This is a genomic window from Klebsiella sp. OBRC7 (assembly GCF_000293135.1).
Classification (GTDB): Bacteria; Pseudomonadota; Gammaproteobacteria; order Enterobacterales; family Enterobacteriaceae; genus Klebsiella; species Klebsiella michiganensis.
This window is the reverse complement of sequence record NZ_ALNJ01000064.1, coordinates 92,671-119,448: the sequence shown is the minus strand read 5'-3', so window position 1 is coordinate 119,448 and position 26,778 is coordinate 92,671. Positions and strand designations below refer to the sequence as shown.

Below are 26,778 nucleotides of genomic sequence, written 5' to 3'. Positions count from 1 at the left end.
TTTGAGGACGTAACCTATGCCAACCCATACCCGTATTCGGATGTTTAACACCAAAGAAACCTATCCCAATCAGACGCTCAATAACGATCTGTGCCAGGCGGTGCGCGCGGGAAACACCGTGTACGTTCGCGGCCAGGTGGGTACCGATTTTGACGGCAATCTGATTGGGCTGGGCGACCCGCGTGCCCAGGCGGAACAGGCGATGAAGAACGTTAAACAGCTGCTGGAAGAGGCCGGCAGCGATCTGACGCATATCGTGAAAACGACGACCTATCTGATCGACCCGCGCTACCGCGAACCGGTTTACCAGGAGGTGGGGAAATGGCTCAAAGGCGTGTTTCCCATTTCGACCGGCGTGGTGGTGTCGGCTCTCGCGCAGCCGCAGTGGCTGATGGAAATTGACGTCACGGCGGTGATCCCTGACGACTGGCATGCGCAGGAGGCACCATGACCCTTTCTATTTCCGCCCTGTGCCCGGAGTCGGGTCAACTGGGCATTGCGATTAGCTCATCCAGCATTGCCGTTGGCGCCCGCTGCCCGTGGCTGCTGGCGGGCGTTGGCGCGGTATCCAGCCAGAACATCACGCTGCCCGCGCTCGGACCGCAGATTCTTGCCGGGCTGGAAGCGGGGCTCACGCCGCAGCAGGCCCTGACGCAGGCGCTGGGCGAAGACCGGTTTAGCGATTATCGCCAGGTGGCGGTCATCGACGCCAGCGGCGAGAGCGCCGTGTTCAGCGGCGAACATACGCTCGGCATCTGGCAGCTGGCGCAGGGCGAGAACTGCGTGGCGGCGGGGAATATGCTGGCCAGCCCGCAGGTGATTACCGCCATGACGGCGGCGTTTGAAGCCACCAGCGGCGAACTGGCCAGCCGCCTGATTGCGGCTCTGCAGGCGGGTATCGATGCGGGCGGCGAAGCCGGGCCGGAGCACTCGGCGGCGCTTAAAGTCGTGGAGGATTACGCCTGGCCGGTGGTGGATTTACGCGTCGACTGGGCGGAAGAACGCCCGGTAGCGGCGCTGGAAGCGCTGTGGCTGGCCTACGAGCCGCAGATGGAAGCGTACATCACCCGCGCGCTTGACCCGCGCGAAGCGCCGACCTACGGGGTGCCGGGCGATGAATAACCGCGTGCGTGAGATCCTCGGCGCGCTGCTGGCGTTTGATACCACCAGCCGCGAGTCGAATCTGGCGCTGATTGCCTGGATCGGCGACTTTCTGCGCGCGCGCGGCGTGACGTCGCAGCTGTTTTATGACGACGAAGGGCGCAAGGCAAACCTCTATGCCCGCCTTGGGCCAACCGGCCCCGGCGGGGTGATGCTCTCCGGCCATACCGACGTGGTGCCGGTGGATGGCCAGGCGTGGACGGTGCCGCCGTTCGCCCTTACCGAACGCGACGGGCGCTACTACGGTCGCGGCAGCGCGGATATGAAAGGGTTTATCGCCTGCGTGCTGGCGTCGCTGGAGGCGTTTCTGGCCGCGCCGCTGCGGATGCCGCTGCATCTGGGGTTCTCTTATGATGAGGAGGTTGGCTGCCTGGGCGTACGCAGCCTGGTGGATTTTCTCCGCGCCTCCGCCGGGAAACCGGCGCTGTGCATTATCGGCGAGCCGACCGACATGCGCCCGGTCTACGGCCATAAAGGCAAGCTCGCGGTGCGCTGCCGCGTGGAAGGGCACGCCTGCCACTCGGCCTACGCCCCGGAAGGGGTTAACGCGATCAGCTACGCGGCCAGGCTGATTTCCCGGCTGGACGCGCTGGGTGAAAGCCTTGCGCAGCAGCAGGATAGCCGGTTTTCGCCGCCCTCGGGCACGCTGCAGGTGGGGACGATTCACGGCGGAGCGGCGCTGAATATCGTTCCGCAATCCTGCTGGTTCGACTTTGAAATTCGCTATTTACCCGGCACGCGCCCGCAGGCCGTGACCGACGCCCTGGGCGATTATGCCCGCGAGCAGCTGCTTCCGGCGATGCGCAAGGTGGCGCAGCGCAGCGATATTCATTTCCAGACGCTGAGCCACTATCCGGGGCTGCTGAGCGACCCGCAGTCAGAGTTCGCCCGCTGGCTGGCGCAGTGGTGCGGCAGCGATGATTTCACCACCGTCGCCTACGGTACCGAAGGCGGCCTGTTTGATGAGGCGGGCGTTGCGACGCTGATCTGCGGGCCGGGCAGCATGACTCAGGGCCACAAGGCGGACGAATATATCAGCATCCCCCAGACCGAACGCTGTATGGCGATGCTGGAAAACCTTTGCGCCTGGATGCGCGCCGATCCCTCCGATTCTCTTCGCTGATTTATCAACACAGGATGGCGACTATGCAAAACCCGAACTCCCCGCTTATTGATCAACAGACCGTCGACCGCTGGCAGGCCGACGGCGTCGTGCTACTTAAAGGCGTGTTCACGCCGTGGATCGAGAGCCTGTCGCGCGGCGTCGCCGCGCTGATGGCGAACCCCAGCGAGTATGGTCACGCGCGAACGGTGATCCCCGAGGACGGTTCGGCGCCGTTTTTTCAGGACTATTGCAACTGGCAACGAATCCCGGAATTTCGCGATTTTGTTTTTCAGTCGCCGGCGGCGGAGATCGCCGCGGCGCTGATGGGGTCGCAGACGGCGAAGTTTTTCCACGAGCACACGCTGGTGAAACAGCCCGGCGGCAGTACGGTAACGCCATGGCACCACGATCAGCCCTATTACTGCGTGGAGGGGCGGCAGAATGTCAGCCTGTGGATCCCGCTCGATCCGGTAGCGGAGGCGATTTCGCTGCGCTGTATTCGCGGTTCCCATCGCTGGGACGATGAGTTCAGCCCAACGCGGTTTAACGGTTCAAAGCTCTATTCCCATTCGCGCTTTAAAGAGCTGCCGGATATCGATGCCCATCAGGAGGATTACGATATCGTCAGCTGGGCGCTGGAGCCGGGCGATGCGGTCGCTTTTCATTTCCGCACGCTGCATGGGGCAAAGGGCAATTCAACCGCCCGGGCGCGGCGGGTATTTTCCGCCCGTTGGGTCGGGGATGATGCGACATTCGCCGACCGCGGCGGCGTGACCTCGCCGCCGTTTCCGGGGCTTAAGCTTCGCGACGGAGAGCCGCTTGTCGCCGATGAGTTTCCGCAGGTCTGGCCGCGGTAGCGGCGGCAGGGCGGGCAAGGACCCGCCCATCTTGCGGCGAAAGGTTTTCACTCACTGACTGAGGGGATTGAAGCTTCTTGATAATTGCTTATGCACTTAATTTTTTGCTTCAAGGGCTAAGGGGAAATTGATATGACTCGGTTACTCGTGGTTATGATCTCTTAGGAAGACGGTCAGTACGTCCTTGGGTGGGGTTACACCACTTTCTGAAAGTAGCCAACCTACAGCGCCGCGATGATATGTTCCGTGAAACAGCACATGATTGAGCATATCGACCGCTTTCATCTCGCCAGGTCCGCCATCGACGAACTGGAATTTAATGGTTTCAGCAAGGTCAACGGGTGACATAGCATTGACGTGTTGAATATACCAGTCTGTACATTCAGTCATCGTTCTCAGAAGCTCATCGGCAGAGGGCGTCTCTGGCGTGTTCAGTGCGGTGTAGGAGTGCTTCTGGCCGGTAATGTTAGCGCGGAAGATCATATCAACCACATGTATGTGATTCATTAATCTGAGCGTCAGATGGCGTTTTTCCGCATTCGCAGACGCATCAATTCTTCCAATCGCTTGTAGCGTTTCAATATCGATCCAGCGTTTGTATCGAAACAGGGTAGCTATTTTGTCAGTCCCCATACGTCACCTCTTTTATCTATTTTGTGATTATATCAGTAACATTCAGTACCGCTGGCAGGGCGGTACTGGTGCTTTAGCGTAGACTGCCGTCAGGTTTATATGCCGTTTATGACGTCAGCCGATAGTGCGACTGCACCAGTCCCGAAGGGAAGCTGCGGCTTGATAACAGCGTCAAATCGATATCCCTGGTCAGGGATCCGAACAATGGTTTTCCCGAACCGAGCAGGACAGGAACGGTCGTGATAACGATATCGGCGACCAGACCTTCGCGCAGGAACGACTGTATTACCTGCCCGCCATCCAGATAGACGCGATGCGCGTTTTGCGCCGCCAGGTCAGCAAGCACTTCCCCCGGCGTGCGGCTTGAGAGCTGCACTTTGCCCTTCAGCGCCTCGGGAATGGCGGTATCGGTTAGCTGTCGGGAGAGAACCAGTACGGGTCGATCGTAAGGCCATTGGTCAAAAGTCAGCGCCTTCTCATAGCTCCCCCGGCCCATAACGATCCAATCTTTGTCCGCGATGAATGCGGCATAGCCATGATCTTCTGTCGGGTCATCGCGTTGCAACAGCCAGTCGATATCGCCATCCTGTCGGGCGATATAACCATCAAGACTGACCGCGATAAAAACATGTGTAGTGACCATCAAGAGCTCCGTATACAGCTTGTATTTATGCCGTTGATTTTAGGGGGGACTTACTCCCTGCGAAAAAACATAAAATAACCCCTCACGGCGGTTTAGCTATTCCGTTATGAGGTTGCGCTTGCGAGCCGTGCTGCAAATCCAACGAAGAACACCCCAACCAGCGCGTTTCCGATGGCAGAGAGTCTACGGTTACCTTTTATACGGCTAAGCAGATAAGCGCCGCAGAAGACGAGAAAGCCGAAATATACAAGAGTTATGGCGAACATCACCACAGCAAGAATGATAAACGCCGCCCAGGAGTGGTCAGCCTGAGCATTGATGAACTGCGCGAAGAAAGAGATATAGAACAGTAGCGTCTTTGGATTCAGTAGGGTCACCAGCATTCCGCGTCCGATGATCCCCCCAGCCTCTGCAGAGGACTTCTTTTCCTCAATGGTTTCGATGGCTGGCTTAAGTACTGTGCGTATCGTCTGGACACCAAGCCAGAAAAGATAAGCAGCGCCTGCGTATTTGATAGCGTTAAATAAGGCAGGCGTTGAGCTTATGACCGCGGCCAGCCCACACCATGCCAGCAGAACAAGAATAACGTCGCTCAGGAGAATAGAAAATATTGCCGCAAAGCCCCGCTTGATGCCGCTGGTGATGCTCGTTTTAATCACGAACATGGTTTCAGGGCCGGGCGCAAGGACTATCAGCGTCGCACCAAGCAGGTATGTCCAGAAATTCACGACACCAAAATCAGCAAACATTTTCACTCCAGTTCTCTCATTTTCACTCCGGCCATTCTAACGAAACCGCTGTTAATGAAAACACCGCAGCGACTTTCAATTCAGCAAATGTTGTTGATGGTACTTCGCAGCCAGACTGAGCAACGCCCTGGTCTGCTAACACCTACCATATAGGGAAAAGCTGCTCTATGATCTTTCCCCTCCCTGATTATTAATGAATAAGTAATAAATGAAGGTTAGCAAATAATGAAGTCAGTTCAGCCAACAATGATTGCCGCCACCGAAACTCGCGGCGGTAGGGGGAGTAATGGTGACTGACTCCTGATAAAACAGATCCTCACGCCCCGCCAAACCTGACGGGGAAGGAAATCACTTCGTTGATAACGTTCTGAGACGTCAGGAGGCGCGACTATAGTCTATCCAGCTCATGTACCGTACGTTCATTGACGATATTGCCCGTATTCAGGATCGTTTTTGGCTCAAGTAAAACGACGCAGCACTCTTCAGTTAACGCTTCAGGACAATGCTCGGTTCCTTTCGGCACAATGATAAACTCACCCGCTTCAAGCACGATATCGCCCGTTCTTAACCCCATTCGCAAGCGGCCGCTGATAACAAGAAAAAGCTCGTCCTCATGCTCATGATGATGCCAGTCAAACTTTCCGGCTAATTTAGCCAGTTTGACATACTCGTTATTAATTTCGCCGACAATTTTGGGGCTCCAGCATTCGCTGAACAGAGCAAAACTTTCTTTTAAATTAACTTTACGCACTCATCGTCTCCGTCACATATATAATCCAGATGGATTTATTTGGCATAAAAAAAGAACCGGCAATGGGAGCGCGGCGCGCCACCGGAAGGTCGATATTCATTGCTAAAAAAACTCCGGCAGACCAAAGGTAAGTTGGTCGTAACATGGCCAGCTTTCTGGCACTAACAACTGCTTCGCATTGCGGCAAAATAGAGCGTAGGAAAGCCGGTGCTGTTGTTCGAAATAACAATACCGTCAGCCCGCATGCAGAACAATGGGTTTCCCGGTTACGGGCGAAATAATTTATCACTACAAAATCAATCGGCTGAATTTACTTCATTTTATTTATAAAAGAATTTCCCGCCTGGCTTTAGGGAGAGCGTTTTTGTTTCTTTAAGTGAACACATGCCCGCTCTTCGGCATTTTATCAGAGGGCTCCTGGCCAGATAATCGCATGGAGGAGTTAACCTGGCTCGAGGTGACTCATCACCACCGTTGCGCTAATCGCCGTCTCCTTTGAGCTGTATGTGTGCGCAACCTGCGCGGAGAAAGCGTAAAAATCCCCGGCTTCTAATGTGATGACTTCGTACTGACTAAAGCGCAGATGCAGGGTGCCGCTGTGAACCAGTATATGTTCATGCGACCCGTCTGAATGCCCGGGACTGTGGATGGTGACCTGCGGCTCCATTTGCAGCAACCATATCTCGGAGGTATTGCCGGGGCCGATGCGGAATTTCATCATTTGCGAATATTCGCCCGGCGCGGGACGATATTTATCAAAACAGGGATATATCCTGCTGCCGCCGCTCAGTAAATCGCCAACCGGTAAACGTAATGCTGTGGCGATAGCGTCCAACGTATCGACACGGGGGCTGGAGGATCCTGACTCCAGTTTGGATAATGCCCCCTTTGAAACCCCTGACAATTTAGACAGGTCATTTAACGAAACCCCCCGTGACTGCCGCAGTCGTCTTATTTTATTACCGATATTTAATGACAACGCAGCAGGTTTATCGTGTCCTGAATCAGCCATTATTGCGACCCTCCCCGAGTGTGGTTTTCTCATATGAATAAATGCCCGCCCAGTTGCGATCGCGGTAAGGACATGACGATGCTGTCGCCGGCCTGATATATCATAGCTGCATCAACAGGCAGCAATTTATCACGCGCCCGCAATGCCTGGATACTCTATTTATCCATTCAGATGAACACCCCTGGGGTTTACAGACTCATGAAGGGCCGCCTGAAAAACGGGAAATATTGCACATCAAGTTAAAATTTTAGCGCCCAGATGTTGATGGGCTGCTTTGAACGATAAGCCGGTCTTCAATGATTTGTATCAGACTCTCTGACGAGAGTTCCATTGGTCGCGAGTGGTTTCCCGGATAGCGGTGTTTGGCCTGGGATTTGAGTCTTGGCGGCATCTCCCTCGATAGTTTTACATTCCGGCCATGTAAGCGGCCGGAAGTATCGTTTAAACTCGTTCAGAATACGCTTTCAGCATGGCAAGGAGCGCCCGTCGTGCCGTATCGTCCGCGATATTTTCAGGCAGCGCATCAGCGCGCAGATTGCTATAAGCGTCAACCGCCTTTCTGATGGCGATGCTGACGGACTCACGATCGTGTGTGGCCAGCGTGGAGTTCAGCAGGCCCTCAGAATCGATATTATGGCATTCAATGCGGCGAACCCCGCGCTGCGGTAGATTGGCGCGGCGGTACAGCATCGGTCCCAGCACTTGCTCCCGGAAGAATGACAGCATACCCATCGCTTCGAAAAGTTCGCCCCTTCCCAGTTTAACCACCGCATAATGAAGCCAGATCCAGGCTCGGGACTCAAACCACTCCGGCGTCATGTCAGGCCAGTGGGCACGACATTGTGCCAGATGTCGCTCCAGGGCATGCCGATCGCGAGAAAATAACACTACCGGCTCCTCAACGCGTTGAGTGAGCATGTCCAGGGTGACAAATTTCAGATCGACATGGAGGAGTTCAGGGCCATACAGGCATATCAGCAGGCGAGGCTCTCCGACATGCTCCCCGGTGAACGCATGCAGCAGGTTGCCTGCTGTTTCGGCGAACGCCACAGGCTGCGCCATGATTTCATCGTAGTAGAGAGGGTCTACCACAACGACAAAATCTAAATCGGAGTATTTATCAAATCCGCCATGAATAAGCGACCCGCCCGCGAGCAGGGAGTGCATCCGGGCGTCAGACTGAACGTTAAGCTTGAGTTGCTCTGCAAAACTTCTGTGTAAATCGGGTAACGTACTAAGCATACTTTTTCCTGTTCACAAAAAATACAAAGCATTACAGAATATCGAGTTCGGTATATTCGGGCCAGATATTTTTGCAGGACGCGTCGTTTCCTCATTTAATCTCGTGCCCACTATGGGGGGATAGCCTGGGCCACGTAGCCTGAACCTACGCTACGCCCGCCGTCAGGGCTATTCATGGCTTTTCAGGCTGGATGGAAACGCTGGCGGATAGTCCCGCCACCAGTTCAATCCCTTCCGGTATCTTATCTAACTGGATACGAACGGGGACTCGCTGCGCAAGTCGCACCCAGCTGAAGGTGGGATTGACATCCGGCAGCCCCAGCCCGCCCGTCTCGTCATTGCTATCATCGATCCCCCGGCCGATACTCTCCACGTGCCCGGTGATGAGCGGGTCAAACCCCATCAGAGAAATGTGTGCGGTGCTGCCGACGCGAATATGACGCAGCTTAGTCTCTTCAAAATAGCCCACCACCCAGAAACTGTGCGCATCGACCACGGCGACCTTGGTCTCTCCCGCCGTGGCATAGTCGCCGGGGCGAAGCCGAAGATGCGTGACGTAGCCGGCAACCGGTGCGCGCACAGTCGCATGGGATAAGTTCAGCTGCGCCAGTTCCAGCGCAGCCTGCGCCCCCTGGTAATTGGCCGCCGCGACGCGCGCTGCGCTGCCTGTTTGCTGGATGTCCTCGCCGGAAATGACTCCTTTGATGAGCGCGCGTCGCCGGGCCGCATCCTGGCGCATCACCATCTCATGACGCTTTGCCTCGACGTCGGCCTGCGCGCTGAGCACCGCCAGTTTTAGCCAACGCGGGTCGATGGCGTAAAGTACATCGCCACGGTTAACCCACTGATTATCCCGCACCGCCACGCTGCTCACCGGCCCGGAAACGTCCGGCGCAATCTGCACCACATCTGCCCGCACGCGGCCATCGCGCGTCCATGGCGTCTGCGCATACTGTTTCCAGAAAATAAACGCCACGAAAGCCGCCACCGCTACTGCGATTAACGTCAGCGCGTAACGGCCGAGCAAAGAGAATAAAGATTTCATGCGAATAACCCCAGTGTGGTCAGGCCCTGCAAAAGCAGGAAAAAGGTCACGATATAGATTGAAACATCAAGCAGCGGGCGTAAGGGCAAGCGGCGGTAAAGCCTGCTGAAGGAGAAAAGCGGTACGAGTAACAGCGTACAGACCAGGGCAATGAGCGCTGTCAGCAGCAGTCCGGGGATAAAAACACCCCCGATATTGATGTCATTTATCATGGGTGGGTTCCCCGTTCTGCGTCCGTAACGCGCAGTGCAGATCGACCAGTCGGTCGACAAACTGGCATGATTGTTCATCCCTCGCGGGCAAGCAGCGGTCCGCCATGGCGGCAATGCGCTCGCGTAAGGCTTCGGTCTCCGTTGTGCGGGTAAGACGAGAAAGCACCTCGTGGATATCGCTGCCGGCGGGCGTTTCGCAATGGCGCAGGCGCATCACGCAGAGGCCTACGCGCAGAAAGTGCACCAGGCGATCGAGCGCCCGGGCGGAGGACTGCCCGCTGCGCGGCAAGCGTGGCAGCAGCAGAGCGGCCCGGTCGATCATCAGATTGGTCCAGTGCGTTTCATCGCCTTTAAATACGCCGCTCACGCTGCGGCGAATATCGCGTTGGCACAGTTTCAGCAGACGCTTTATCGCCGCGTCCGCCTGTACGGTTTGCAGCAGACTCATGCCGATAACCGCAAAGCCGGTCGCGAAAAACAGGGCGATCGCGGTGTTGGCCGCGTCGGCGAAGTCCCCGCTGTAGCGCGCGCCCAGCTCGCAGAGCACAGGCAGCGTCAGGGTGATCCCCATCGCCATAAAGGTGGTGGGGGGCCGCGCCTGCAGCGATCCGGCAAGCAGATAGACCGGGGCAAGTACTGCCACCAGCACGGGGAAATCGCCGATCGGGGGAAGCAGGGCGAAGCTATAGATCAGGCTTATTATTACGCCCCAGACAGAGCCGATAATGTATTTCACAATATGCGGGGCCGGAGTGTCGAAGCTGCCAAACAGCGTGCAGCAAACCCCGAGAATCGACACCGCTGTTCCGCCATCGGGCCAGGCAGAGTAAATCCATAGCAGACAGCCGCTCAGAATGATGACCAAAGCGCCCAGCGCCGTGCGGGCGGCGCTGAGGGGATCGCGATGGAAAACGTATCCTGTCGCCGCACGATCTTCCGTCTGCGCTGACGCAGGCCTGGCGTGATGAATGGCCTCCGAAAGCCGCTCACACTGTTGCAGGAGGGTAATCAACTCAGCGATGTAGCGTAAGAAATTTACCCGCAGCGCATCTTCAAAGGTCAGCGCCTGCGCCGCGAGCCGCTGCGCTAACTGCGCGCTGCGCTGGTGCAGCGCTTCTGCGGCGTTTTTGCGTTGGCCGGTATCGTCGCAGGTCAGCCAGGCCTGAACGTCATTCAGTAGAGTCTGCATCGCGGCGGGCATTTGCGCGATCGCCTGCAAACGATCGCGTACTTCGCCGTTGACAATCACTAACCGTGCCAGCCTGTCATGGAGCGCTTTCCTGGCCTGGCGGGCCGGAACCGAAAGGGCAAAATCATACGGGATATGGTGGCTGATGCCCTGCAGAAACTGTAGCGCCAGCGCCAGATGCAGCGGCTCTGACTGCGTGTCGGCCTTGCCTGCCAGGGTGTCGGCAATCCGCTGGCGCGCGGCGTGCAGCGTCTGGGCTAATTTGCTGTTGAACAGCCCTGATATCCGGCTAGGTAAAATGTAGCGGTGAATCAGCGCGGCGCAGACGATACCGATCGCGATTTCCTGTACCCGGATAAGGGCAATGTTAAACACCGTGCCGGGATCGGCGACGGCGGGAAAACCAATCAGGCTTGCGGTATAACCGGCAAGTACAAAGGCATAGGCGCGGGGCGTGCGTTCAAGTAGTGACAAATAGAGGCAGAAGGTGATCCAGCCTGTCAGCATCACGCTGCATAAAATCGGCGTATTCACAAACGTGGGCACAATCAACACCGTGGCCCCCGCGCCGGCCACGGTACCGGCCAGGCGATAGAGGCTCCTGCTCAGGGAGGCGCCCACCGAGGTTTGCGACACGATATAGACGGTGATGATGGCCCACGAGGGCCGTTCAAGGCCAATCGCCAGGGCGAGGTAATAGGCGAGCATCGCGGCGGTAAAACTCCTGATCGAATAGAGCAGGGCATGGGCATCGCTCAGCAGCGCGGCAGAGGCTATGCGGCCTGACCAACGGCTTATCGCGTGTAAAAAACGGCTGTGATGGGAAGTTAATGTGCTCATGCCGGGAATTATTCCCGCTTTGCGCGCCTCCTTAAATACTCTATTCTGTCAAAAAATACCTAAATGTTGCCAATAAGATGCCATCAAGACTTGCCCATACCCTGTTTGATCCCGATAGCACGCCGAGCCCTGCCGTCGCGCGGCATATTGATTTCGTTGATTACGCGGCAGAAGTGCCGGTTCATACCCACCGCAAGGGACAACTGATCGTTGCCCTCTATGGGGCGGTGATTTGTCGTGCGGAAAACGATATCTGGATAGTGCCGCCAGACTGCGCGGTGTGGATCCCCGGCGGGATCCCGCACAGCGCCAAAGCGACCTGGAATGCGCATCTCAACTATTTGTTTATTGAACCCGGCGCCGCCGCGCTGCCGGAGAAATGCTGCACGCTGGCGATTTCGCCGCTGATTAAAGCGTTAGTTGACCGCTTAACTAATGCGGACGTCGATTACGCCGCGGAGAGCCATGTCGGCAGGCTGACCAGAGTGACGCTCGATGAGCTGGCCACCATGCCGCAGCAGAAGCTGAGTCTGCCGGTTTCGGCGCATCCTAAGATCCGCGCCATGGCGGATGCGCTGGTCAGCCACCCTGAGGATCGCAGCACCTTTAAAGTGTGGGCGAAACGGCTGGCGCTCAGCGAGCGCTCATTAGCGCGCCTGATGCTGCGCGAAACCGGTCTGACCTTCGGGCGATGGCGTCAGCAGCTGCATCTGATTATTGCCCTGCGGGAGCTGGCAAGCGGGGTATCGGTGCAAAACGTGGCGGCTAATCTGGGGTATGAGTCGGTCAACGCGTTTATCACCATGTTCAGAAAAACGATGGGGAGCACCCCCGCGCACTACTTTGCCGGTCGAAGAACGGCGGATCCCTGAGCGGCGCGCAGGCTGGATGCGGAGTGAAGCGCTTAATATCCGCCGCGGCCACAGCGCCGCGGCGAGCGCAAAATTTAGTCAGAGAAGGGCGGGGTTGGCTGGAGTAATCCCGTCGTATCCGGGTTGCCGATGCTGCGGCGCCATGCGCCGGGGGCCTGGCCGAACTGACGCTTGAAGCTGCGGTTGAAGGACTGCTGGGAGTCAAAGCCCAGGGCGATCGCCACGTTCAAAATCGGTTCGTCGCTGTGGGCTAAGCGCTCGACCGATTTTTGTAGCTTTTGCGCGCGAATATACTCGGCGAGAGGATAACCGGTATGCTCCTTAAATAGCCGCTGCAGATGCCATTTCGAATAGCCGGCTCGCCTGGCGACGGTGCCAATGTCCAGACGGCTATCAAGATTGTTGTCGATCCAGTCGAGTAAATCGTGAATGAATGCGCCAGTGTTCATCTGATGTACCTCTACGCAGCGTCTAAAAAGCATCTTTATCTGTTGCATTTAAAGGTGGCCCGTTTTTGCGCTAATTGCAAGTTTTATTGTTGCATTTAAATCCATGCCGGAAACGCGCCATTTTTAGGCGTCAGGAATAGCACATAAAGTGCAACAATTATTCTTGCACTAAATTTAGCGCCTTCCTACAATCCCCGCGATAGTGTATTCGCAACTGTTACAGTTTTGTGGCGATGAACGACACAAATGGCCTTAAGCCAGACCGGACAAAGGAAGTGGCGCGGTGTCTTCCGCTGCGTCTTGCCCGGCGGCTACCAATACCGGAATAAAAATAATGAGCCTGCAAAAATACTGGGGTAACTTTCATCTGACTGTGCCGGGCGTGATGCTGCTCTCGGCGCTCCTCGTTGGATGCGATGAGGGCGTCGCACAAAACGCCGCGCCGCAGGCGCCCGTCGTCAGCGCCGCTGATGTGGTCGTCAAATCCATTAGTCAGTGGGACAGCTTTAACGGTCGGATTGAAGCGGTGGAAAGCGTCCAGCTGCGACCCCGCGTCTCCGGCTACATTGACAAAGTGAATTACGCCGACGGCCAGGAGGTGAAAAAGGGGGAGGTACTGTTCACTATCGATGACAGAACCTATCGCGCCGCGCTGGAACAGGCGCAGGCGACGCTGGCGCGAGCCAAAACGCAGGCCAGCCTGGCGCGAAGCGAGGCTAACCGTACCGATAAATTAGTCAATACCAATCTGGTTTCCCGCGAAGAGTGGGAGCAGCGCCGTGCGGCGGCCACCCAGGCGCAGGCCGACATCCGCGCCGCGCAGGCGGCGGTCGACGCCGCGCAGCTTAACCTGGATTTCACCAAAGTGACCGCGCCTATCGATGGCCGCGCCAGCCGGGCGTTGATCACCAGCGGTAACCTGGTCACCGCCGGCGACAGCGCCAGCGTCCTGACCACGCTGGTATCGCAAAAGACGGTTTACGTCTACTTTGACGTGGACGAGTCGACCTACCTTCACTATCAAAGTCTCGCCCGCAGCGGGCAGGGCGCGTCGAGCAATCACCTGGCGCTGCCGGTGGAGATTGGCCTTGTTGGCGAAGAGGGCTACCCCCATCAGGGTAAAGTGGATTTTCTTGATAATCAGTTAACGCCGAGTACCGGCACGATCCGGATGCGCGCGCTGCTGGATAACGCCCAGCGTCAGTTCACGCCGGGACTCTTTGCCCGCGTCCGCCTGCCGGGCAGCGCGGAGTTCAACGCCACGCTTATCGATGACAAAGCAGTGTTGACCGATCAGGATCGCAAATATGTTTATGTCGTTGATAAAGAGGGTAAAGCGCAGCGTCGTGATATTACGCCGGGGCGTCTGGCGGACGGTTTGCGCATCGTGCAGCAGGGGCTGAAGCCTGGCGACAGAGTCATCGTCGATGGTTTACAGAAAGTGTTTATGCCGGGCATGCCGGTTAACGCGAAAACCGTGGCCATGACCGCCAGCACCGCCCTCAACTGATCCCTTGACCTGAGAATCCAACCCATGGACTTTTCCCGTTTTTTTATCGACAGGCCGATTTTTGCCGCCGTTCTGTCGATTCTGATTTTTATCACCGGATTAATCGCCATCCCGCTGCTGCCGGTCAGCGAATATCCTGACGTCGTACCGCCCAGCGTGCAGGTGCGCGCGGAGTATCCGGGCGCCAACCCGAAAGTGATTGCCGAGACCGTGGCGACGCCGCTGGAAGAGGCGATCAACGGCGTAGAAAATATGATGTACATGAAATCCGTCGCCGGTTCTGACGGCGTACTGGTAACCACCGTCACGTTCCGTCCGGGTACCGATCCCGATCAGGCGCAGGTTCAGGTGCAAAACCGGGTATCGCAGGCCGAAGCGCGTCTGCCGGAAGATGTGCGGCGTTTGGGGATCACCACCCAGAAGCAGTCGCCGACGCTGACGCTGGTGGTGCATCTGTTTTCGCCCGGCGGTAAATACGATTCCCTGTATATGCGTAACTACGCCACGCTGAAGGTGAAGGATGAACTGGCGCGCCTGCCCGGCGTCGGCCAAATTCAGATTTTTGGCTCGGGCGAATACGCGATGCGCGTCTGGCTCGATCCCAACAAGGTGGCGGCGCGTGGGTTGACCGCGTCGGATGTGGTCACGGCGATGCAGGAGCAGAACGTCCAGGTTTCCGCCGGGCAGCTTGGCGCCGAGCCGCTGCCGAAAGAGAGCGACTTCCTGATCTCCATTAACGCCCAGGGGCGCCTGCATACCGAAGAAGAGTTTGGCAATATTGTCCTGAAAACAACGCAGGACGGTACGGTCGTCCGCCTGCGCGACGTGGCGCGTATCGAAATGGGCTCCGGCAGCTATGCGCTGCGTTCCCAGCTGAACAATAAAGACGCGGTCGGGATTGGTATCTTCCAGTCGCCGGGGGCGAACGCCATCGATTTGTCTAACGCGGTGCGTGCCAAAATGGACGAGCTGTCGAAGCGTTTCCCGCAGGATATGAAATGGGCGGCGCCTTACGATCCGACGGTATTTGTTCGCGATTCCATTCGCGCGGTAGTGCAAACGCTGCTGGAAGCGGTGGTGCTGGTGGTGCTGGTGGTGATCCTTTTCCTGCAAACCTGGCGCGCGTCGATTATTCCGCTGATCGCGGTGCCGGTTTCGGTTGTGGGTACCTTCAGCATTCTCTACCTGCTGGGCTTCTCGCTGAATACCCTGAGCTTGTTCGGGCTGGTGCTGGCCATCGGCATCGTGGTGGATGATGCCATCGTGGTGGTGGAAAACGTCGAGCGAAATATCGAGGAAGGGCTGGCTCCGCTTGCCGCAGCGCATCAGGCGATGCGTGAGGTGTCCGGCCCGATTATCGCCATTGCGCTGGTGCTGTGCGCGGTGTTTGTGCCGATGGCGTTTCTCTCGGGCGTAACCGGCCAGTTCTACAAGCAGTTTGCGGTGACGATCGCGATCTCCACGGTGATCTCCGCCATCAACTCGCTGACGCTCTCTCCGGCGCTGGCTGCGCTGCTGCTAAAACCGCACGGCGCGCCGAAAGACTTCCCGACCCGGCTTATCGACCGTCTTTTCGGTTGGATTTTCCGTCCGTTTAACCGTTTTTTCCACCGCAGCTCGAACGGCTATCAGGGGCTGGTGGGAAAAACGCTCGGACGACGCGGGGCGGTGTTTGTGGTCTATGTGCTGCTGCTCTGCGCGGCGGGCGTCATGTTTAAAGCGGTACCCGGCGGATTTATACCGACGCAGGATAAACTGTATTTAATCGGCGGCGTGAAAATGCCGGAAGGCTCTTCGCTGGCCCGCACCGATGCGGTGATCCGTAAAATGAGCGAAATCGGCATGAATACCGAAGGCGTGGATTACGCGGTCGCGTTTCCGGGGCTTAACGCGCTGCAGTTCACCAATACGCCGAATACCGGAACGGTCTTCTTTGGCCTGAAGCCGTTTGACCAGCGTAAACATTCGGCGGCGGAAATTAACGCTGAGATCAACGCGAAAATCGCGCAAATCCAGCAGGGCTTTGGCTTCTCTATTTTGCCTCCGCCGATTTTAGGACTTGGCCAGGGTTCCGGCTATTCGCTCTATATTCAGGACCGGGCAGGTCTTGGCTATGGTGCGCTGCAAAGCGCGGTGAACGCGATGTCCGGTACCATTATGCAGACGCCGGGGATGCACTTCCCGATCTCCACCTACCAGGCGAACGTGCCGCAGCTGGATGTCCAGGTCGATCGTGATAAGGCGAAAGCGCAGGGCGTGTCGCTCACCGATCTGTTTGGTACGCTGCAAACCTATCTGGGATCGTCTTACGTCAATGATTTTAACCAGTTCGGGCGGACCTGGCGCGTGATGGCGCAGGCTGACGGCCCGTTCCGCGAAAGCGTGGAGGATATTGCGAATTTGCGCACGCGGAATAATCAGGGCGAAATGGTGCCAATCGGCAGTATGGTGAATATCAGCACTACCTACGGGCCGGACCCGGTGATTCGCTACAATGGCTATCCGGCGGCGGATTTGATTGGCGATGCCGATCCGCGCGTACTCTCTTCCTCGCAGGCAATGACGCAGCTGGAGAAGATGTCCGGCCAGATATTGCCGAACGGGATGAATATCGAATGGACGGATCTGAGCTTCCAGCAGGCCACGCAGGGCAATACGGCGCTGATCGTCTTCCCGGTGGCGGTGCTGCTGGCGTTCCTGGTGCTGGCGGCGCTGTATGAAAGCTGGACGCTGCCGCTGGCGGTGATTCTTATCGTGCCGATGACGATGCTCTCCGCGCTGTTTGGCGTCTGGCTGACCGGCGGCGATAACAACGTGTTCGTACAGGTGGGGCTGGTGGTGCTGATGGGTCTGGCCTGTAAAAACGCGATTCTGATCGTGGAGTTTGCCCGCGAGCTGGAAATTCAGGGGAAAGGGATCATGGAAGCGGCGCTGGAGGCGTGTCGCCTGCGTTTACGCCCGATTGTGATGACCTCTATCGCCTTTATTGCCGGGACCATCCCGCTGATCCTCGGTCACGGCGCGGGCGCGGAAGTGCGTGGCGTTACCGGGATCACGGTGTTCTCCGGGATGCTGGGGGTGACGCTGTTTGGCCTGTTCCTGACCCCGGTGTTTTACGTGACGCTGCGTAAGTTGGTGACGCGCGATAAACCTGCAGAGGACGTTTCGCCGGCGTAGGGTGCGGCAGATAACAAAAAACCGCCTTCACTGTGAAGGCGGTTTTTTTGCGCCCAAGGAAAATTAATGAGCTTCTTTATATTTGGCGATAAGTTCAGGCACCGGATCGCACCCGCTGGTATCGGCTTTTTTCACTTCTTCCAGCGCGCTTGCCACGGTGTGGCGTGCCAGTACCTGTAGCGAAGCCTGCTCCGCTTCATCGGCGATAGATTTGAAGTACCAGCACGCGTTCGCGCTGACCACGCAGCGAGCAGGGACGTCAGGGCGCGACGCCCACAGTTTTTTATCTTCGATAACGGAGACGTAGATATCGCGCAGGGTGATCTCTTCCGCCGGGCGGCCAAGATGAATAGAGCCGTTGCGGCCAAGCGTTGAGACAATAATGCCGTCACGCGTGAGAGGAACCATGAGTTTGCGGATAAAGCTCGGGTTCGCTTCCAGGCCGTAGGCCAGAATCGCGCTCGTCGAACGTTCACCCAACTGCTCCGCCATTGCTACGCTAAGAACCATCTGCAAAGCTGTCGGGAAGCGGTAATCTAACATTTTCTTATCCTGGGTAGCGGTGAATCTTGTTCTTTTTGGCACCGCAGAGGTGAGTAAGCAATAAACAACAATATACCAAATACGGTAATTTTTTTGAAGCAATCTGCGCTTTTCCCGCCAGGTAAAAAAAGCGTGAGTGAGAGCGGGACCAGCCGACGCTTCACGCCATGGCGTGGGCACTGATGAAAAAGGTATCAGCATTTAATACCCGATCGGGCACACAGGACCCCCGGGGTCTTAATGGGCGTTTACCGTTGAAGTTGAATGAGGTGGGTAGCTATCCCCCATCTGAGCGCGGCGCATTTGCCGTCCGTAAAATCGAAAACAGAGTAACTCGCATTGGGGTGAGCATAGCGAGAGAAGTTATCGAGAGTCCCCTCTTTAAGTAACGCCAGCACGCCCTGACTGACATGCCCGTGAGAAACAACACCGACGATCTGATGTGCATTAGTATTTTGCAGGTGTTGTAAGAAATTTATCACGCGTCGAGTCGCCTGGGCTAACGACTCTCCCTCCGGGGGACAATAGGCTGCATCAAGGGCGAGCAACGCATCTGCATCACGCGGATGGTCTCGCCTGAAGTGATCGAAAGATATCCCTTCAAAGCAACCAAACGACTGTTCCTTAAGAGATTCTTCAACTTGTAACGGGCAGCCAAGACCTTCAGACAGCTTCAGCCCCATGTGCAAGGCGCGCCCAAGCGGGGAGCTGTAAACACATTCTATCGGATATGCCTCTTTCGTCAGCGCTGTCAGTAACGCCGCTGTTTCTTGCATACCGCGGTGGGTCACGAAGCTGTCGCGATGCCCCTGAATAATCCCTCTATGATTCCACTCGGTTTCTGCGTGCCTCACCCATATCACTTTCATCGTATTTGAGATCCGTTATCCAACGTGACGACCGTTTGTTATCTGCTTTAGCGAGATGCTTCGCCTGGCTCAGGGCGAAAGTGTAGGTAGCTTAATGTTGATTGGGAAGACGTTTGAAGCCGGTTATTGGACATTATCCAGCGATAGTGTCCGCTTCTTGCCATTTGACGCCGGAGTACCCTGATGGAATACCATTTTCCATAGGCCATTCTCTGACATTTCCCAGCATGAGGAACGAAGAGATGCACAGCTGCCATCTTGATGAAAAGTCCTGTAATGTAATATTGCGAAATTATCTCTAACGCTGATAAGTCTGAAATCGCGACTGAGAAGGGGCGGAACATTTTCTTCAGTCGAAAGTGCCTCTATTGTTTCTGCACGATCAACTAGCACACCCGATCGCGTTATTTCTCTAAATTCCTCATGAAGTATCTGCTCAAGCCATTCCCGCTCTTTGCGCTTGTCGCCATGAAGAGAACATTCGAGTCCTTTAAGTGTCTCCAGGAGCATAATGTTTATCCTCATAACCTTCGGTCTTTTACTCTTAGGGCAATAATCGCTGGAAAGCAACACCCGCTCCCGGCTATCACTGATATTTGGCGACCAGATACTCCTCTTCGCTGCGTCGCCAGAAATGTGAAGGAATAAACGGGGATATATACTCATACGAGGGCGCGAAGAAGGATCGTACCTGAGCCCGGCGATAAAAAACGAAAAAACGTATTTTTTATCGAATAGATTAAAAGGTTGTGGCGTTAACTCATCATCAACGTACTGGTGGAGTCATCATTTATGACTGCAACAACGCAACCGCTAACACAACAGTGCCACGATAGTTTTACCCTGGCACGGCATTGGGTCAGCGCAGCCAATGTCATTTTCCTGTTTGCAAGCGCACATATCCGGGAGCCGCTGGAGCGGGGAACGCCCCTGAAAAAAAAACGGCGGGCCGGTGATATTTGCTGCGCGCTTTTCCCTCACTATCTGCTACGGGACAGCATACCGCGTCGTATGCTGTCCTACCGTTCTTTTCGTTAACCCGGAGTTCACTATGAACACGTTGTCGTTTTTACATTCCGTCATTAATCAACGTCTGCTGCTGCCCGTGGTATTTGCTCTGCTGACCACGCCGGTTTTGGCCGCAGGTGACAATAGTACCAATAGCAAAACGCCGGACTGCCCCAGCGGTCAGGTGTATGACAGCACGAAAAAACAGTGCGTACCTGAAAAAACTAGCCAGCTCAGCGATGAAGACAAAACGCGTTATGCCTATCATCTGGCCAAAAAAGGGGAGTACCAGGCGGCCCTGGATCTGCTCAACACCCTGAAAAATGGCGATACCGCGGAAGCCTGGAATTACCGGGGCTATGCCACGCGTAAGCTGGGCCGTACCGATGAGGGCATTGGCTACTATCAGCGTTCAATCGCGCTCGATCCGACCTATGCCAAAGTACGTGAATACCTGGGTGAAGCATGGCTGGCGAAAGGCCGTCCTGACCTGGCAAAAGAACAATTGAAAACTATCGCCACGCTGTGCGGCCATAGCTGCGAGGAGTACCGGGATCTTCAGGCAGCGATCGACGGTCATCCTGAGTCCTGAATAAGAGTATGAGGATAAAAAATCACGACCAGCGGCGTCCGTCAGCATCTTGCTGCACATCTGACACGCCTGTGGCGCTATGGGCTGGTTCTGTCGCATAACCGAGAGGTTGTCGAAGAACTGGTTCATTCTGCCTGTGTCCGCGCGCTTGAAAAAAGCGCGCGGTTCACCCTGGCACACGTATAGACCGCTGGTTATTCACAATTCTGCATTCCATCTGGATTTCAGAAGTGCGCGCCCGCTGGGTGCGTCAGGGACGGGGGGCGTCGAAAGCGATGATTTACTGGCGCCGGACGCAGATCAACAGGATGAGGCTCGTCTGCGCAATACGAAAATTATGCAGCACGTAAGCGCTTTGCCGGAAGCGCTGCGTGAGTCGGTATTTTTAGTCTATGTTGAAGGATTTACCTGGCTGGAGGCGACCGACACGTTGTCCGTCCCGATTGGCACCATCATGAGCTGGCTGGCTACAGAGAGGGCGAAAATCGCCCTGGTTGTTCACGCGCCGTCCCCTGTAGAGGAGAAGCAATATTGAAATTATCACGTAAAAAATCTAATACACCCTTAAAGAAAACCCACTTAATCATAGCCGTTTTTTTCTATAACCTATAACAATAACAGAATACCGTCGAGCAACAAAAAAACGACGCTGTTTTATTATGCATTCATAAGTGTATGGAGAGAAAATGAGTTTAATTTTGGCAATGTTTATGTTCGCTCTGACGATGTCAATTTCGCCAGGTCCGGTGAATATGGTTATTATATCATCGGGGGCGAACCATGGATTTAGAAAAACGCTCCCCTTTATTTCAGGTGCTACCACAGGATTTACTTTATTACTTATACTCGTCGGTTTTGGCTTCTACGCCGTAATCGATAAGTATCCACTTTTCTTTAACTATCTCAATATCGCCGGTTCAGCATTTATTATATATGTGGGTTATAAGATAGCGGCATCCGCACCTGAGTTATCTCTGAAAAAAAACGATACCCCAGGTTTCGTTCAGGGTTTTTTACTCCAGTGGCTCAACCCTAAAGCCTGGATCGCCTGTGCATCCGGGGTGGCGCTATTTTCTGAACCAGCAACCCAAACTATGCTGATGGTCTTTATCATTATCTACTTTTTAGTATGTTACATCTCTTTAGCCGCATGGGCAGTGCTTGGCAATAACGTGTCAATTTTACTAAATAATGCTCAGCGGATCCGTGTTTTTAACGTGCTGATGGGGGTATTACTGATCGTGACCGCGTGCTATATGCTCTCTTTCCAATGATCGGCTTCTCGCTTAATGATGCCGGCTTAACTGCCTGACAATAAACACCAGGCGTAAAGTCGTTCGCCTGTTGGTAAATTAATCTAAAATATGATGCTCAAAAGCGTGGTAAATTTTATTGATTAAGGTATAGGCGATACTGCTGGTCGAGATATTGGAGGGCCAAATGGCATAAACTTTCAGTGGTTCTAATGACCAGTCGGGGAGTACCTCCTGCATCTCTTCGCGCTGAATATCCTCTTTACTGAGATAGACTGGAGGAGCAACTAACCCTACCTGTTGTTTTGCCAGCGCATAGGCCGCTTCGACATTATCAACGTAAACCGTTGGGGTGTACTTTATGATCGCCACTTCTCCATTAGTATGTCTGAACTCTCGGCTGTTCTGTCGCATAGTCAGACCAATCCAGGGCATTTTTGCTAAATCATCAGGGTGGTTGACAGGTTTGTAATTGCGTAACAATTGCTTTGATGCCACCACTTTTCGCGGCAACACAAAAAGATGCCGTGCTTTGAGTGAGCTGTCCGGCAGATCGCCAATGCGAAATGCCACATCAATACTTTCTGCAATGATATCTTTACGCGTATCGCTATAGGAAATATTCAGAAAAACATCCGGATATTCTTTTATAAAAGCGGCAAGATGGTGCGTAAATACACTATTTTGAAAAACGGCAGGGAGAGAGATATGCAGTTTATTGGTTGTTGAAATGGTACGCTGTTTAAATTCAATAAATCCCTTTTCATAGAGCTCGAGCATAGCATTTGCTGTCTCGAGCAAACTTGCGCCATCGTGAGTCAGGGAGAGCTTGCGGGTATTTCTGTAGAGCAACGCGCTGCCAAGATTTCGCTCAAGCTTAGAGAGATGCGTGCTTGCCGTCGCGGTAGTCAGTCCTAAAGCATCTGCACCACCTGAAATTGATCCTGCCTCTACAATTTTCGCAAAAACAATCAGGTAACGGATGTCATCGATCATTTACATTCCTGTGGCGGCAAATTAGCGCTAAGACTGAGAATTGTTCAATCAATCATAAAGTTACCATATCCTGGTTTTATCTCCAAAGGACATCTTTTTGCCAGGAAGCCCCGAGCGCCGCAGGTCTACAGCCTGATGAATGAATCATTGGCCGGCCCCGGGCAATAGCCGCTGTCAATGTCCTCTGGCCAATTCGTGGCATACGATACCGAGCTGTTCCACGGCATGCAAAAGCGCGGGGGTGGGTTCATTCGCACCGTTCAGGCGCAGGTAGTTTTGCAGTTCCGCCGCGCCCGGGGAAAACAGCGGCCCCGGACTGACGCCAATGCCCAGGGCGAGTGCGCGACGATGTACCTCCAGCGCATCTATCCTGGAGGGGAGTTGTACCCAAATCAAAAAGCCGGCTTCCGGAGCCGCGACGCGCGTGCCCGGTGGGAAGCAGGCTTCAACTCGGGTGATGACGGCGCGCATACCTTCCGCAATCCGCAGCTTCAGGTGCCGCAGGTGCCTGTCGTAATCGCCGCTGGCGAGGATCTCGTTTGCCGCGGCTTCAATCAGCGGCGCGCCAGCCCATTCTCCGGCCATGCGGGCCTGCAATACCGCGGAGTGATAACGTCCGGCAGCAATCCAGCCAACTCGCCAGCCCGGCGCCAGGGTTTTCGACAGCGAACTGCAATAAATCACATTTCCGTCTCTGTCGAAGGCTTTACACGCGGGCGGACGCTGGGCGCCACCGGCCAGATCGCCATACACATCGTCCTCAATGAGCGGGATGCCCTTACCGGCGAGCAGCGCCACCAGCGCCTGTTTGCGCGCCACGGGCATGCTGGCACCCAGCGGATTTTGCACCGTGGGTGAGGCAAGCACGGCCGCAGGGCGGTGGTGCTGGATAGCCTCTTCAAGGGGCGCCAACAATAAGCCTTCAATCGGGTCTGTGGGGATCTGTAACGCCTTCAGACCCAGATCTTCCAGCAGCAGAAGCGTGCCGAAGTAGGCGGGCTGCTCTATCGCGACAGCATCGCCCGGCTGGCATACCGCGCGGAGCGCCAGACGTAGCGCCTGGGTAGCGCCTGCCGTAATGATAAGGTCATCCGCGCCAAAAAGAGCGCCCCACTGCGCAGCGCGTGCGGCAATCTTTCTGCGCAGGTCCGCTCTTCCCGGGGGCAGGCTGTAGCTCTGCCCGCGCGCATCAAGCCGACGACCGGCGGTGTGCAGCGCCCGCTGTAGTGCATCCACGGGAAGCCAGGCGGGATCGGGTAGCGCGGCACCAAGCGGTACCAGACGCGCTTCGGCGCTACCGAACAGCGACCGGGCAATGGCGGACATAGTCACCGGCACCGGCCCGGGCAAAGGGGCAGCGCGCTGTTCGTTTCCGGAGGCGACTGGCTGGCGGACAAAATAGCCTGAACGGGGTCGCGCGATAATCAGACCCTCCGCCTCAAGATAACGCAGCGCTTCCAGGGCCGTGGGGAGGCTGACCTGCTCGCGTTCGGCCAGTTTACGCGCGGAGATAATGCGATCTCCTGCCCGTAAAGCGCCTGAAGCAAGCGTCAGCCGCAGCATATCGGCTATACGGCGGTAGTGGGGCGTCGGCGGGGATATTTCGGACATCGTCATCTGTATAGTCTGCTTTTTGATAAATCTGACTATACAGGCGAAGCGGGGCGCCATCTATAGTGTGTTCTACACCAACCAGTCGGGGAAATCACATGCACAGCGACAGTTTTGACCTTTCACTTTACTTCCGCCGCATAGGCTATAGCGGGCCTGCGGCAGCGGATACCGCAACGCTACACGCGCTCATGCGTCACCAGCTCTTTGCCATCCCCTTCGAAAATCTGGACGTACAGGCAGGTAAAATCGTGTCGATGGAGCCCGATGATATTGCCAACAAGCTCTTACGGCTGAGACGGGGCGGCTACTGCTATGAACTCAACGGGCTGTTTACCATGGCGCTGGAAGCGCTGGGCATTGCCTGGCGGTTTATCGCGGCGCGGCCCATGTTCTATCCCGCGCGCCGGCCTAAAACCCATATGGCGGTCGTCGCAGAAGTCGAGGGCCGTCAGTGGCTTTGCGACCTCGGCTTTGGGAGCTACGGTATTCGCGCGCCGCTGGCCCTGGATGAACTTGATACGGACATTATTCAGGATTTCGATACGTTCCGGCTTAGCCGCGATGCGCACGGCGACTATCTGCTGCAGGCAAAAGTTGAGGGAAGCTGGGCCAATCAATACGGTTTTGACCTGTCACCTCAGGAATGGATTGATTTTGCTCCGGCCAATTTCCTTAACTCCACGCACCCCGACGCGGTCTTTGTACAAAAGCTGCTGGTTATACAGCATCAGCCCGAGGGGCGCTTTATTCTGCTGGGCAATACGCTCAAGAGCATTACCGCGGATCGGGTAGAAAAGCAGCGGCTGGAAGACGAAGAGATTGTGCATGTACTTGAGCAGCGCTTTGCGTTGTCTGCCCGCTAATTAATCAAAAGGGCCAATGAGTCCGGGGCGGAACGGGCACGAAGCAGTGATGCCGGGGGAGCCATCGCGATCGCTATGAGGCGGGAGTGACCGCTTCCCCGTGCCCGCTCAATCTGTTCATCTGCTGCGACATCAGCAGCGGGCGATTATTTACGTTGCCGGCGGGTATATGAAATAGCAGATAATGCAAATAAAAAACTAACGCCACTTTTAATAAACAAGGCTATTCAGTTAATTACCACTACAAAAATAAGATAATTCTATCTTGGCTGGCTAACCGCTATCCGCAGTATATATTTTCGCCACACAATCCCTGCGCCTGGAAATTCATTGATAACAAGTAGTTACAGCTATTTGGCAATATTTTTGGCGATAAAAAATGGTTAAAATAAAATCATCTACTAAAATCAAATTGTTGATTAAATTCATACGCTGCTCGTTCATATTAATTTAGATAATTGGCTTTGTGTCGAATGCCAAAAATTTAAGCAGCGAGTGATGGCTGCTGACGATAATTATCCCGCTCGATATTGTCCTGGGTCTGGCAGGTAAATTCCTGCTCTGGACGTTTGTGTAAAACGACACCGGGCTAATTGAGTTATTTCAAAGGACAACGTAAATGACGAATATCTACGACTCTACCAATATAAGCAGTCAGGAAGCGGCCAGGCACTTGCCTGCGGCTGCTGCAAACAGCGCGAGCGCGGTTTCATGGGGGGCGATATTTGCAGGCGCCGCCGCTGCCGCCTCGCTGGCGCTTATGCTGCTCATGCTTGGCGCCGGATTAGGCCTCACCTCAATCTCTCCCTGGGAAAATCAAGGTCTTGCTGCGGGTACCGTCGGTATTGCCGCCATCGCCTGGCTGACGTTTACCCAAATTGTGGCGTCAGGAATGGGGGGATATCTGGCCGGACGGCTTCGGACTAAATGGGTCGATACGCATACCAATGAAATCTATTTCCGCGATACGGCGCATGGCTTTCTGACATGGGCGGTGGCGCTGCTGGTATCAGCCGTTCTTTTAACCACTACCATCAGTTCACTCATCGGCGGCAGCGCAAAAATCGTTGGTTCCGTTGCCGGGGGCGCGACGGCAACCGCCGTGAATAACGCGGGGGAGGGATCATCGATGTTATCGAAGTCATCGATGGAATATTTTACCCGCTCGCTGTTCAGGGCGAGCGGCTCCACTCCGGCAGGCAACAGCAACGCATCAGGCAATGATGCTATGGCCATGAATCAGCCAGTGCCGCCAAAGGCGGAGTCACCCGCTCAATTAGCCGAAGTGACGGGCATTTTTGCTAACAGTATTTATTCTGGCGCACTGCCCCAGGATGATCTGACCTATGTGGCGCAGCTGGTTTCTCAGAATACCGGCATCAGTCAGCAAGAGGCCGAGCAGCGGGTACAGGCGGTTTATGATAAAGCCCAGGCTAATTTGAAAGAGGCAAAAGATAAAGCGCAGCAGGCCGCAGACGCCGCCAGAAAAACCACCAGCTACGTCACTCTGTGGTCATTTATTTCTCTGTTAATTGGCGCTTTTGTTGCCAGTCTCTGTGCCACCTATGGCGGCCGTCAGCGTGATTTATAACG

27 protein-coding genes and 2 pseudogenes are annotated in these 26,778 nt (G+C 55.4%); 13 read left to right on the top strand and 16 right to left on the bottom strand.

Annotated elements, in window-relative coordinates; genetic code table 11:
• Positions 1-16: 16 nt before the first annotated feature.
• From HMPREF1144_RS13245 to HMPREF1144_RS13230, 4 genes are read left to right on the top strand one after another with little or no spacing between them, the layout of a single operon-like run.
• Positions 17-451, top strand: coding sequence for a RidA family protein (locus tag HMPREF1144_RS13245; RefSeq protein WP_004139129.1), 435 nt, complete (start codon positions 17-19; stop codon positions 449-451).
• On the top strand, positions 448-1,122 hold the full coding sequence (locus HMPREF1144_RS13240; protein WP_009653006.1) for a DUF1028 domain-containing protein: 675 nt from the start codon (positions 448-450) through the stop codon (positions 1,120-1,122). Before HMPREF1144_RS13245 ends, HMPREF1144_RS13240 begins: the two co-directional genes overlap by 4 nt.
• The gene (argE, locus tag HMPREF1144_RS13235; protein ID WP_009653062.1) at positions 1,115-2,284 is read left to right on the top strand and encodes an acetylornithine deacetylase; all 1,170 of its coding nucleotides are present in this window, start codon (positions 1,115-1,117) and stop codon (positions 2,282-2,284) included. The genes HMPREF1144_RS13240 and argE overlap by 8 nt, the downstream gene beginning before the upstream one ends.
• A 23-nt stretch (positions 2,285-2,307) precedes the next feature.
• On the top strand, positions 2,308-3,123 hold the full coding sequence (locus HMPREF1144_RS13230; RefSeq protein WP_004850413.1) for a phytanoyl-CoA dioxygenase family protein: 816 nt from the start codon (positions 2,308-2,310) through the stop codon (positions 3,121-3,123).
• A gap of 141 nt (positions 3,124-3,264) precedes the next feature.
• On the opposite strand, the gene HMPREF1144_RS13225 is transcribed toward HMPREF1144_RS13230, so the two are convergent.
• The 10 genes from HMPREF1144_RS13225 to HMPREF1144_RS13185 form a co-directional block, all read right to left on the bottom strand.
• Positions 3,265-3,756 carry a DinB family protein gene (locus HMPREF1144_RS13225; RefSeq protein WP_009653044.1) on the bottom strand — a complete coding sequence of 164 codons (492 nt, stop codon included), beginning with the start codon at positions 3,754-3,756 and terminating at the stop codon, positions 3,265-3,267.
• Between the two features lie 106 nt (positions 3,757-3,862).
• Positions 3,863-4,399: a dihydrofolate reductase family protein gene (locus tag HMPREF1144_RS13220; RefSeq protein ID WP_009652973.1), complete on the bottom strand. Its 537-nt coding sequence runs from the start codon at positions 4,397-4,399 to the stop codon at positions 3,863-3,865.
• 104 nt (positions 4,400-4,503) lie between these two features.
• Complete coding sequence (leuE, locus tag HMPREF1144_RS13215) at positions 4,504-5,148, bottom strand: leucine efflux protein LeuE (RefSeq protein ID WP_009653058.1); 645 nt, start codon at positions 5,146-5,148, stop codon at positions 4,504-4,506.
• A gap of 388 nt (positions 5,149-5,536) precedes the next feature.
• Positions 5,537-5,899 carry a cupin domain-containing protein gene (locus HMPREF1144_RS13210; protein WP_009653003.1) on the bottom strand — a complete coding sequence of 121 codons (363 nt, stop codon included), beginning with the start codon at positions 5,897-5,899 and terminating at the stop codon, positions 5,537-5,539.
• Complete coding sequence (locus HMPREF1144_RS32980) at positions 5,892-6,044, bottom strand: hypothetical protein (protein WP_157214910.1); 153 nt, start codon at positions 6,042-6,044, stop codon at positions 5,892-5,894. The genes HMPREF1144_RS13210 and HMPREF1144_RS32980 overlap by 8 nt, the downstream gene beginning before the upstream one ends.
• A gap of 297 nt (positions 6,045-6,341) precedes the next feature.
• A complete protein-coding gene (locus tag HMPREF1144_RS13205) occupies positions 6,342-6,911 on the bottom strand; it encodes an XRE family transcriptional regulator (protein WP_004121027.1) in 570 nt (189 codons plus the stop codon).
• Between the two features lie 441 nt (positions 6,912-7,352).
• Positions 7,353-8,153 carry a hypothetical protein gene (locus HMPREF1144_RS13200; RefSeq protein WP_009652997.1) on the bottom strand — a complete coding sequence of 267 codons (801 nt, stop codon included), beginning with the start codon at positions 8,151-8,153 and terminating at the stop codon, positions 7,353-7,355.
• Between the two features lie 172 nt (positions 8,154-8,325).
• The gene (locus tag HMPREF1144_RS13195) at positions 8,326-9,198 is read right to left on the bottom strand and encodes an HlyD family secretion protein (protein WP_004850422.1); all 873 of its coding nucleotides are present in this window, start codon (positions 9,196-9,198) and stop codon (positions 8,326-8,328) included.
• Positions 9,195-9,410 (bottom strand): DUF1656 domain-containing protein, encoded by a 216-nt coding sequence (locus HMPREF1144_RS13190; protein WP_009652967.1) that lies wholly within the window; start codon positions 9,408-9,410, stop codon positions 9,195-9,197. Before HMPREF1144_RS13190 ends, HMPREF1144_RS13195 begins: the two co-directional genes overlap by 4 nt.
• Positions 9,400-11,439, bottom strand: a complete 2,040-nt coding sequence (locus HMPREF1144_RS13185) for an FUSC family protein (protein ID WP_009653077.1) — start codon at positions 11,437-11,439, stop codon at positions 9,400-9,402. Before HMPREF1144_RS13185 ends, HMPREF1144_RS13190 begins: the two co-directional genes overlap by 11 nt.
• Positions 11,440-11,516: 77 nt before the next feature.
• On the opposite strand from HMPREF1144_RS13185, the gene HMPREF1144_RS13180 reads away from it, so the two are divergent.
• Positions 11,517-12,311, top strand: a complete 795-nt coding sequence (locus HMPREF1144_RS13180) for an AraC family transcriptional regulator (RefSeq protein ID WP_009653008.1) — start codon at positions 11,517-11,519, stop codon at positions 12,309-12,311.
• Between the two features lie 74 nt (positions 12,312-12,385).
• Here the strand turns inward: HMPREF1144_RS13180 and HMPREF1144_RS13175 are convergent, their stop codons facing one another.
• On the bottom strand, positions 12,386-12,760 hold the full coding sequence (locus HMPREF1144_RS13175) for a helix-turn-helix domain-containing protein (protein WP_009653081.1): 375 nt from the start codon (positions 12,758-12,760) through the stop codon (positions 12,386-12,388).
• 334 nt (positions 12,761-13,094) lie between these two features.
• On the opposite strand from HMPREF1144_RS13175, the gene HMPREF1144_RS13170 reads away from it, so the two are divergent.
• A complete protein-coding gene (locus HMPREF1144_RS13170; RefSeq protein WP_042927675.1) occupies positions 13,095-14,270 on the top strand; it encodes an efflux RND transporter periplasmic adaptor subunit in 1,176 nt (391 codons plus the stop codon).
• A 24-nt stretch (positions 14,271-14,294) separates the two neighbouring features.
• A complete protein-coding gene (gene oqxB / locus HMPREF1144_RS13165) occupies positions 14,295-17,447 on the top strand; it encodes a multidrug efflux RND transporter permease subunit OqxB (protein WP_004850433.1) in 3,153 nt (1,050 codons plus the stop codon).
• Between the two features lie 63 nt (positions 17,448-17,510).
• On the opposite strand, the gene HMPREF1144_RS13160 is transcribed toward oqxB, so the two are convergent.
• The 3 genes from HMPREF1144_RS13160 to HMPREF1144_RS13150 all read right to left on the bottom strand — a co-directional run bounded on the left by HMPREF1144_RS13160 (position 17,511) and on the right by HMPREF1144_RS13150 (position 19,369).
• Complete coding sequence (locus HMPREF1144_RS13160; RefSeq protein WP_004121015.1) at positions 17,511-17,990, bottom strand: RrF2 family transcriptional regulator; 480 nt, start codon at positions 17,988-17,990, stop codon at positions 17,511-17,513.
• A gap of 248 nt (positions 17,991-18,238) precedes the next feature.
• Entirely contained in the window at positions 18,239-18,859 is a 621-nt protein-coding gene (locus tag HMPREF1144_RS13155) for a histidine phosphatase family protein (RefSeq protein ID WP_042927673.1), read from the bottom strand.
• 123 nt (positions 18,860-18,982) lie between these two features.
• Positions 18,983-19,369 carry a DUF4440 domain-containing protein gene (locus HMPREF1144_RS13150; protein ID WP_049073989.1) on the bottom strand — a complete coding sequence of 129 codons (387 nt, stop codon included), beginning with the start codon at positions 19,367-19,369 and terminating at the stop codon, positions 18,983-18,985.
• A 282-nt stretch (positions 19,370-19,651) separates the two neighbouring features.
• Here HMPREF1144_RS13150 and HMPREF1144_RS32635 point away from each other — a divergent pair.
• The 4 genes and pseudogenes from HMPREF1144_RS32635 to HMPREF1144_RS13135 all read left to right on the top strand — a co-directional run.
• A pseudogene (locus HMPREF1144_RS32635) lies at positions 19,652-19,799 on the top strand (cytochrome b); the annotation flags it as partial.
• 111 nt (positions 19,800-19,910) lie between these two features.
• Entirely contained in the window at positions 19,911-20,459 is a 549-nt protein-coding gene (locus HMPREF1144_RS13145; RefSeq protein ID WP_004850447.1) for a tetratricopeptide repeat protein, read from the top strand.
• Between the two features lie 60 nt (positions 20,460-20,519).
• Positions 20,520-20,994 (top strand): annotated as a pseudogene (locus HMPREF1144_RS13140) (sigma factor).
• Between the two features lie 151 nt (positions 20,995-21,145).
• The gene (locus tag HMPREF1144_RS13135) at positions 21,146-21,733 is read left to right on the top strand and encodes a LysE family translocator (protein WP_009653039.1); all 588 of its coding nucleotides are present in this window, start codon (positions 21,146-21,148) and stop codon (positions 21,731-21,733) included.
• Between the two features lie 78 nt (positions 21,734-21,811).
• Here the strand turns inward: HMPREF1144_RS13135 and HMPREF1144_RS13130 are convergent, their stop codons facing one another.
• Together HMPREF1144_RS13130 and HMPREF1144_RS13125 are read right to left on the bottom strand one after the other, a co-directional pair.
• Positions 21,812-22,708 (bottom strand): LysR family transcriptional regulator, encoded by an 897-nt coding sequence (locus tag HMPREF1144_RS13130; RefSeq protein WP_009652994.1) that lies wholly within the window; start codon positions 22,706-22,708, stop codon positions 21,812-21,814.
• Between the two features lie 174 nt (positions 22,709-22,882).
• On the bottom strand, positions 22,883-24,379 hold the full coding sequence (locus tag HMPREF1144_RS13125; protein WP_042927670.1) for a PLP-dependent aminotransferase family protein: 1,497 nt from the start codon (positions 24,377-24,379) through the stop codon (positions 22,883-22,885).
• Between the two features lie 38 nt (positions 24,380-24,417).
• Between HMPREF1144_RS13125 and HMPREF1144_RS13120 the strand changes: the two genes are divergently transcribed.
• Together HMPREF1144_RS13120 and HMPREF1144_RS13115 are read left to right on the top strand one after the other, a co-directional pair.
• Entirely contained in the window at positions 24,418-25,185 is a 768-nt protein-coding gene (locus tag HMPREF1144_RS13120; protein WP_009652965.1) for an arylamine N-acetyltransferase family protein, read from the top strand.
• Between the two features lie 619 nt (positions 25,186-25,804).
• Positions 25,805-26,776, top strand: coding sequence for a hypothetical protein (locus HMPREF1144_RS13115; RefSeq protein WP_042927668.1), 972 nt, complete (start codon positions 25,805-25,807; stop codon positions 26,774-26,776).
• Positions 26,777-26,778: the final 2 nt, after the last annotated feature.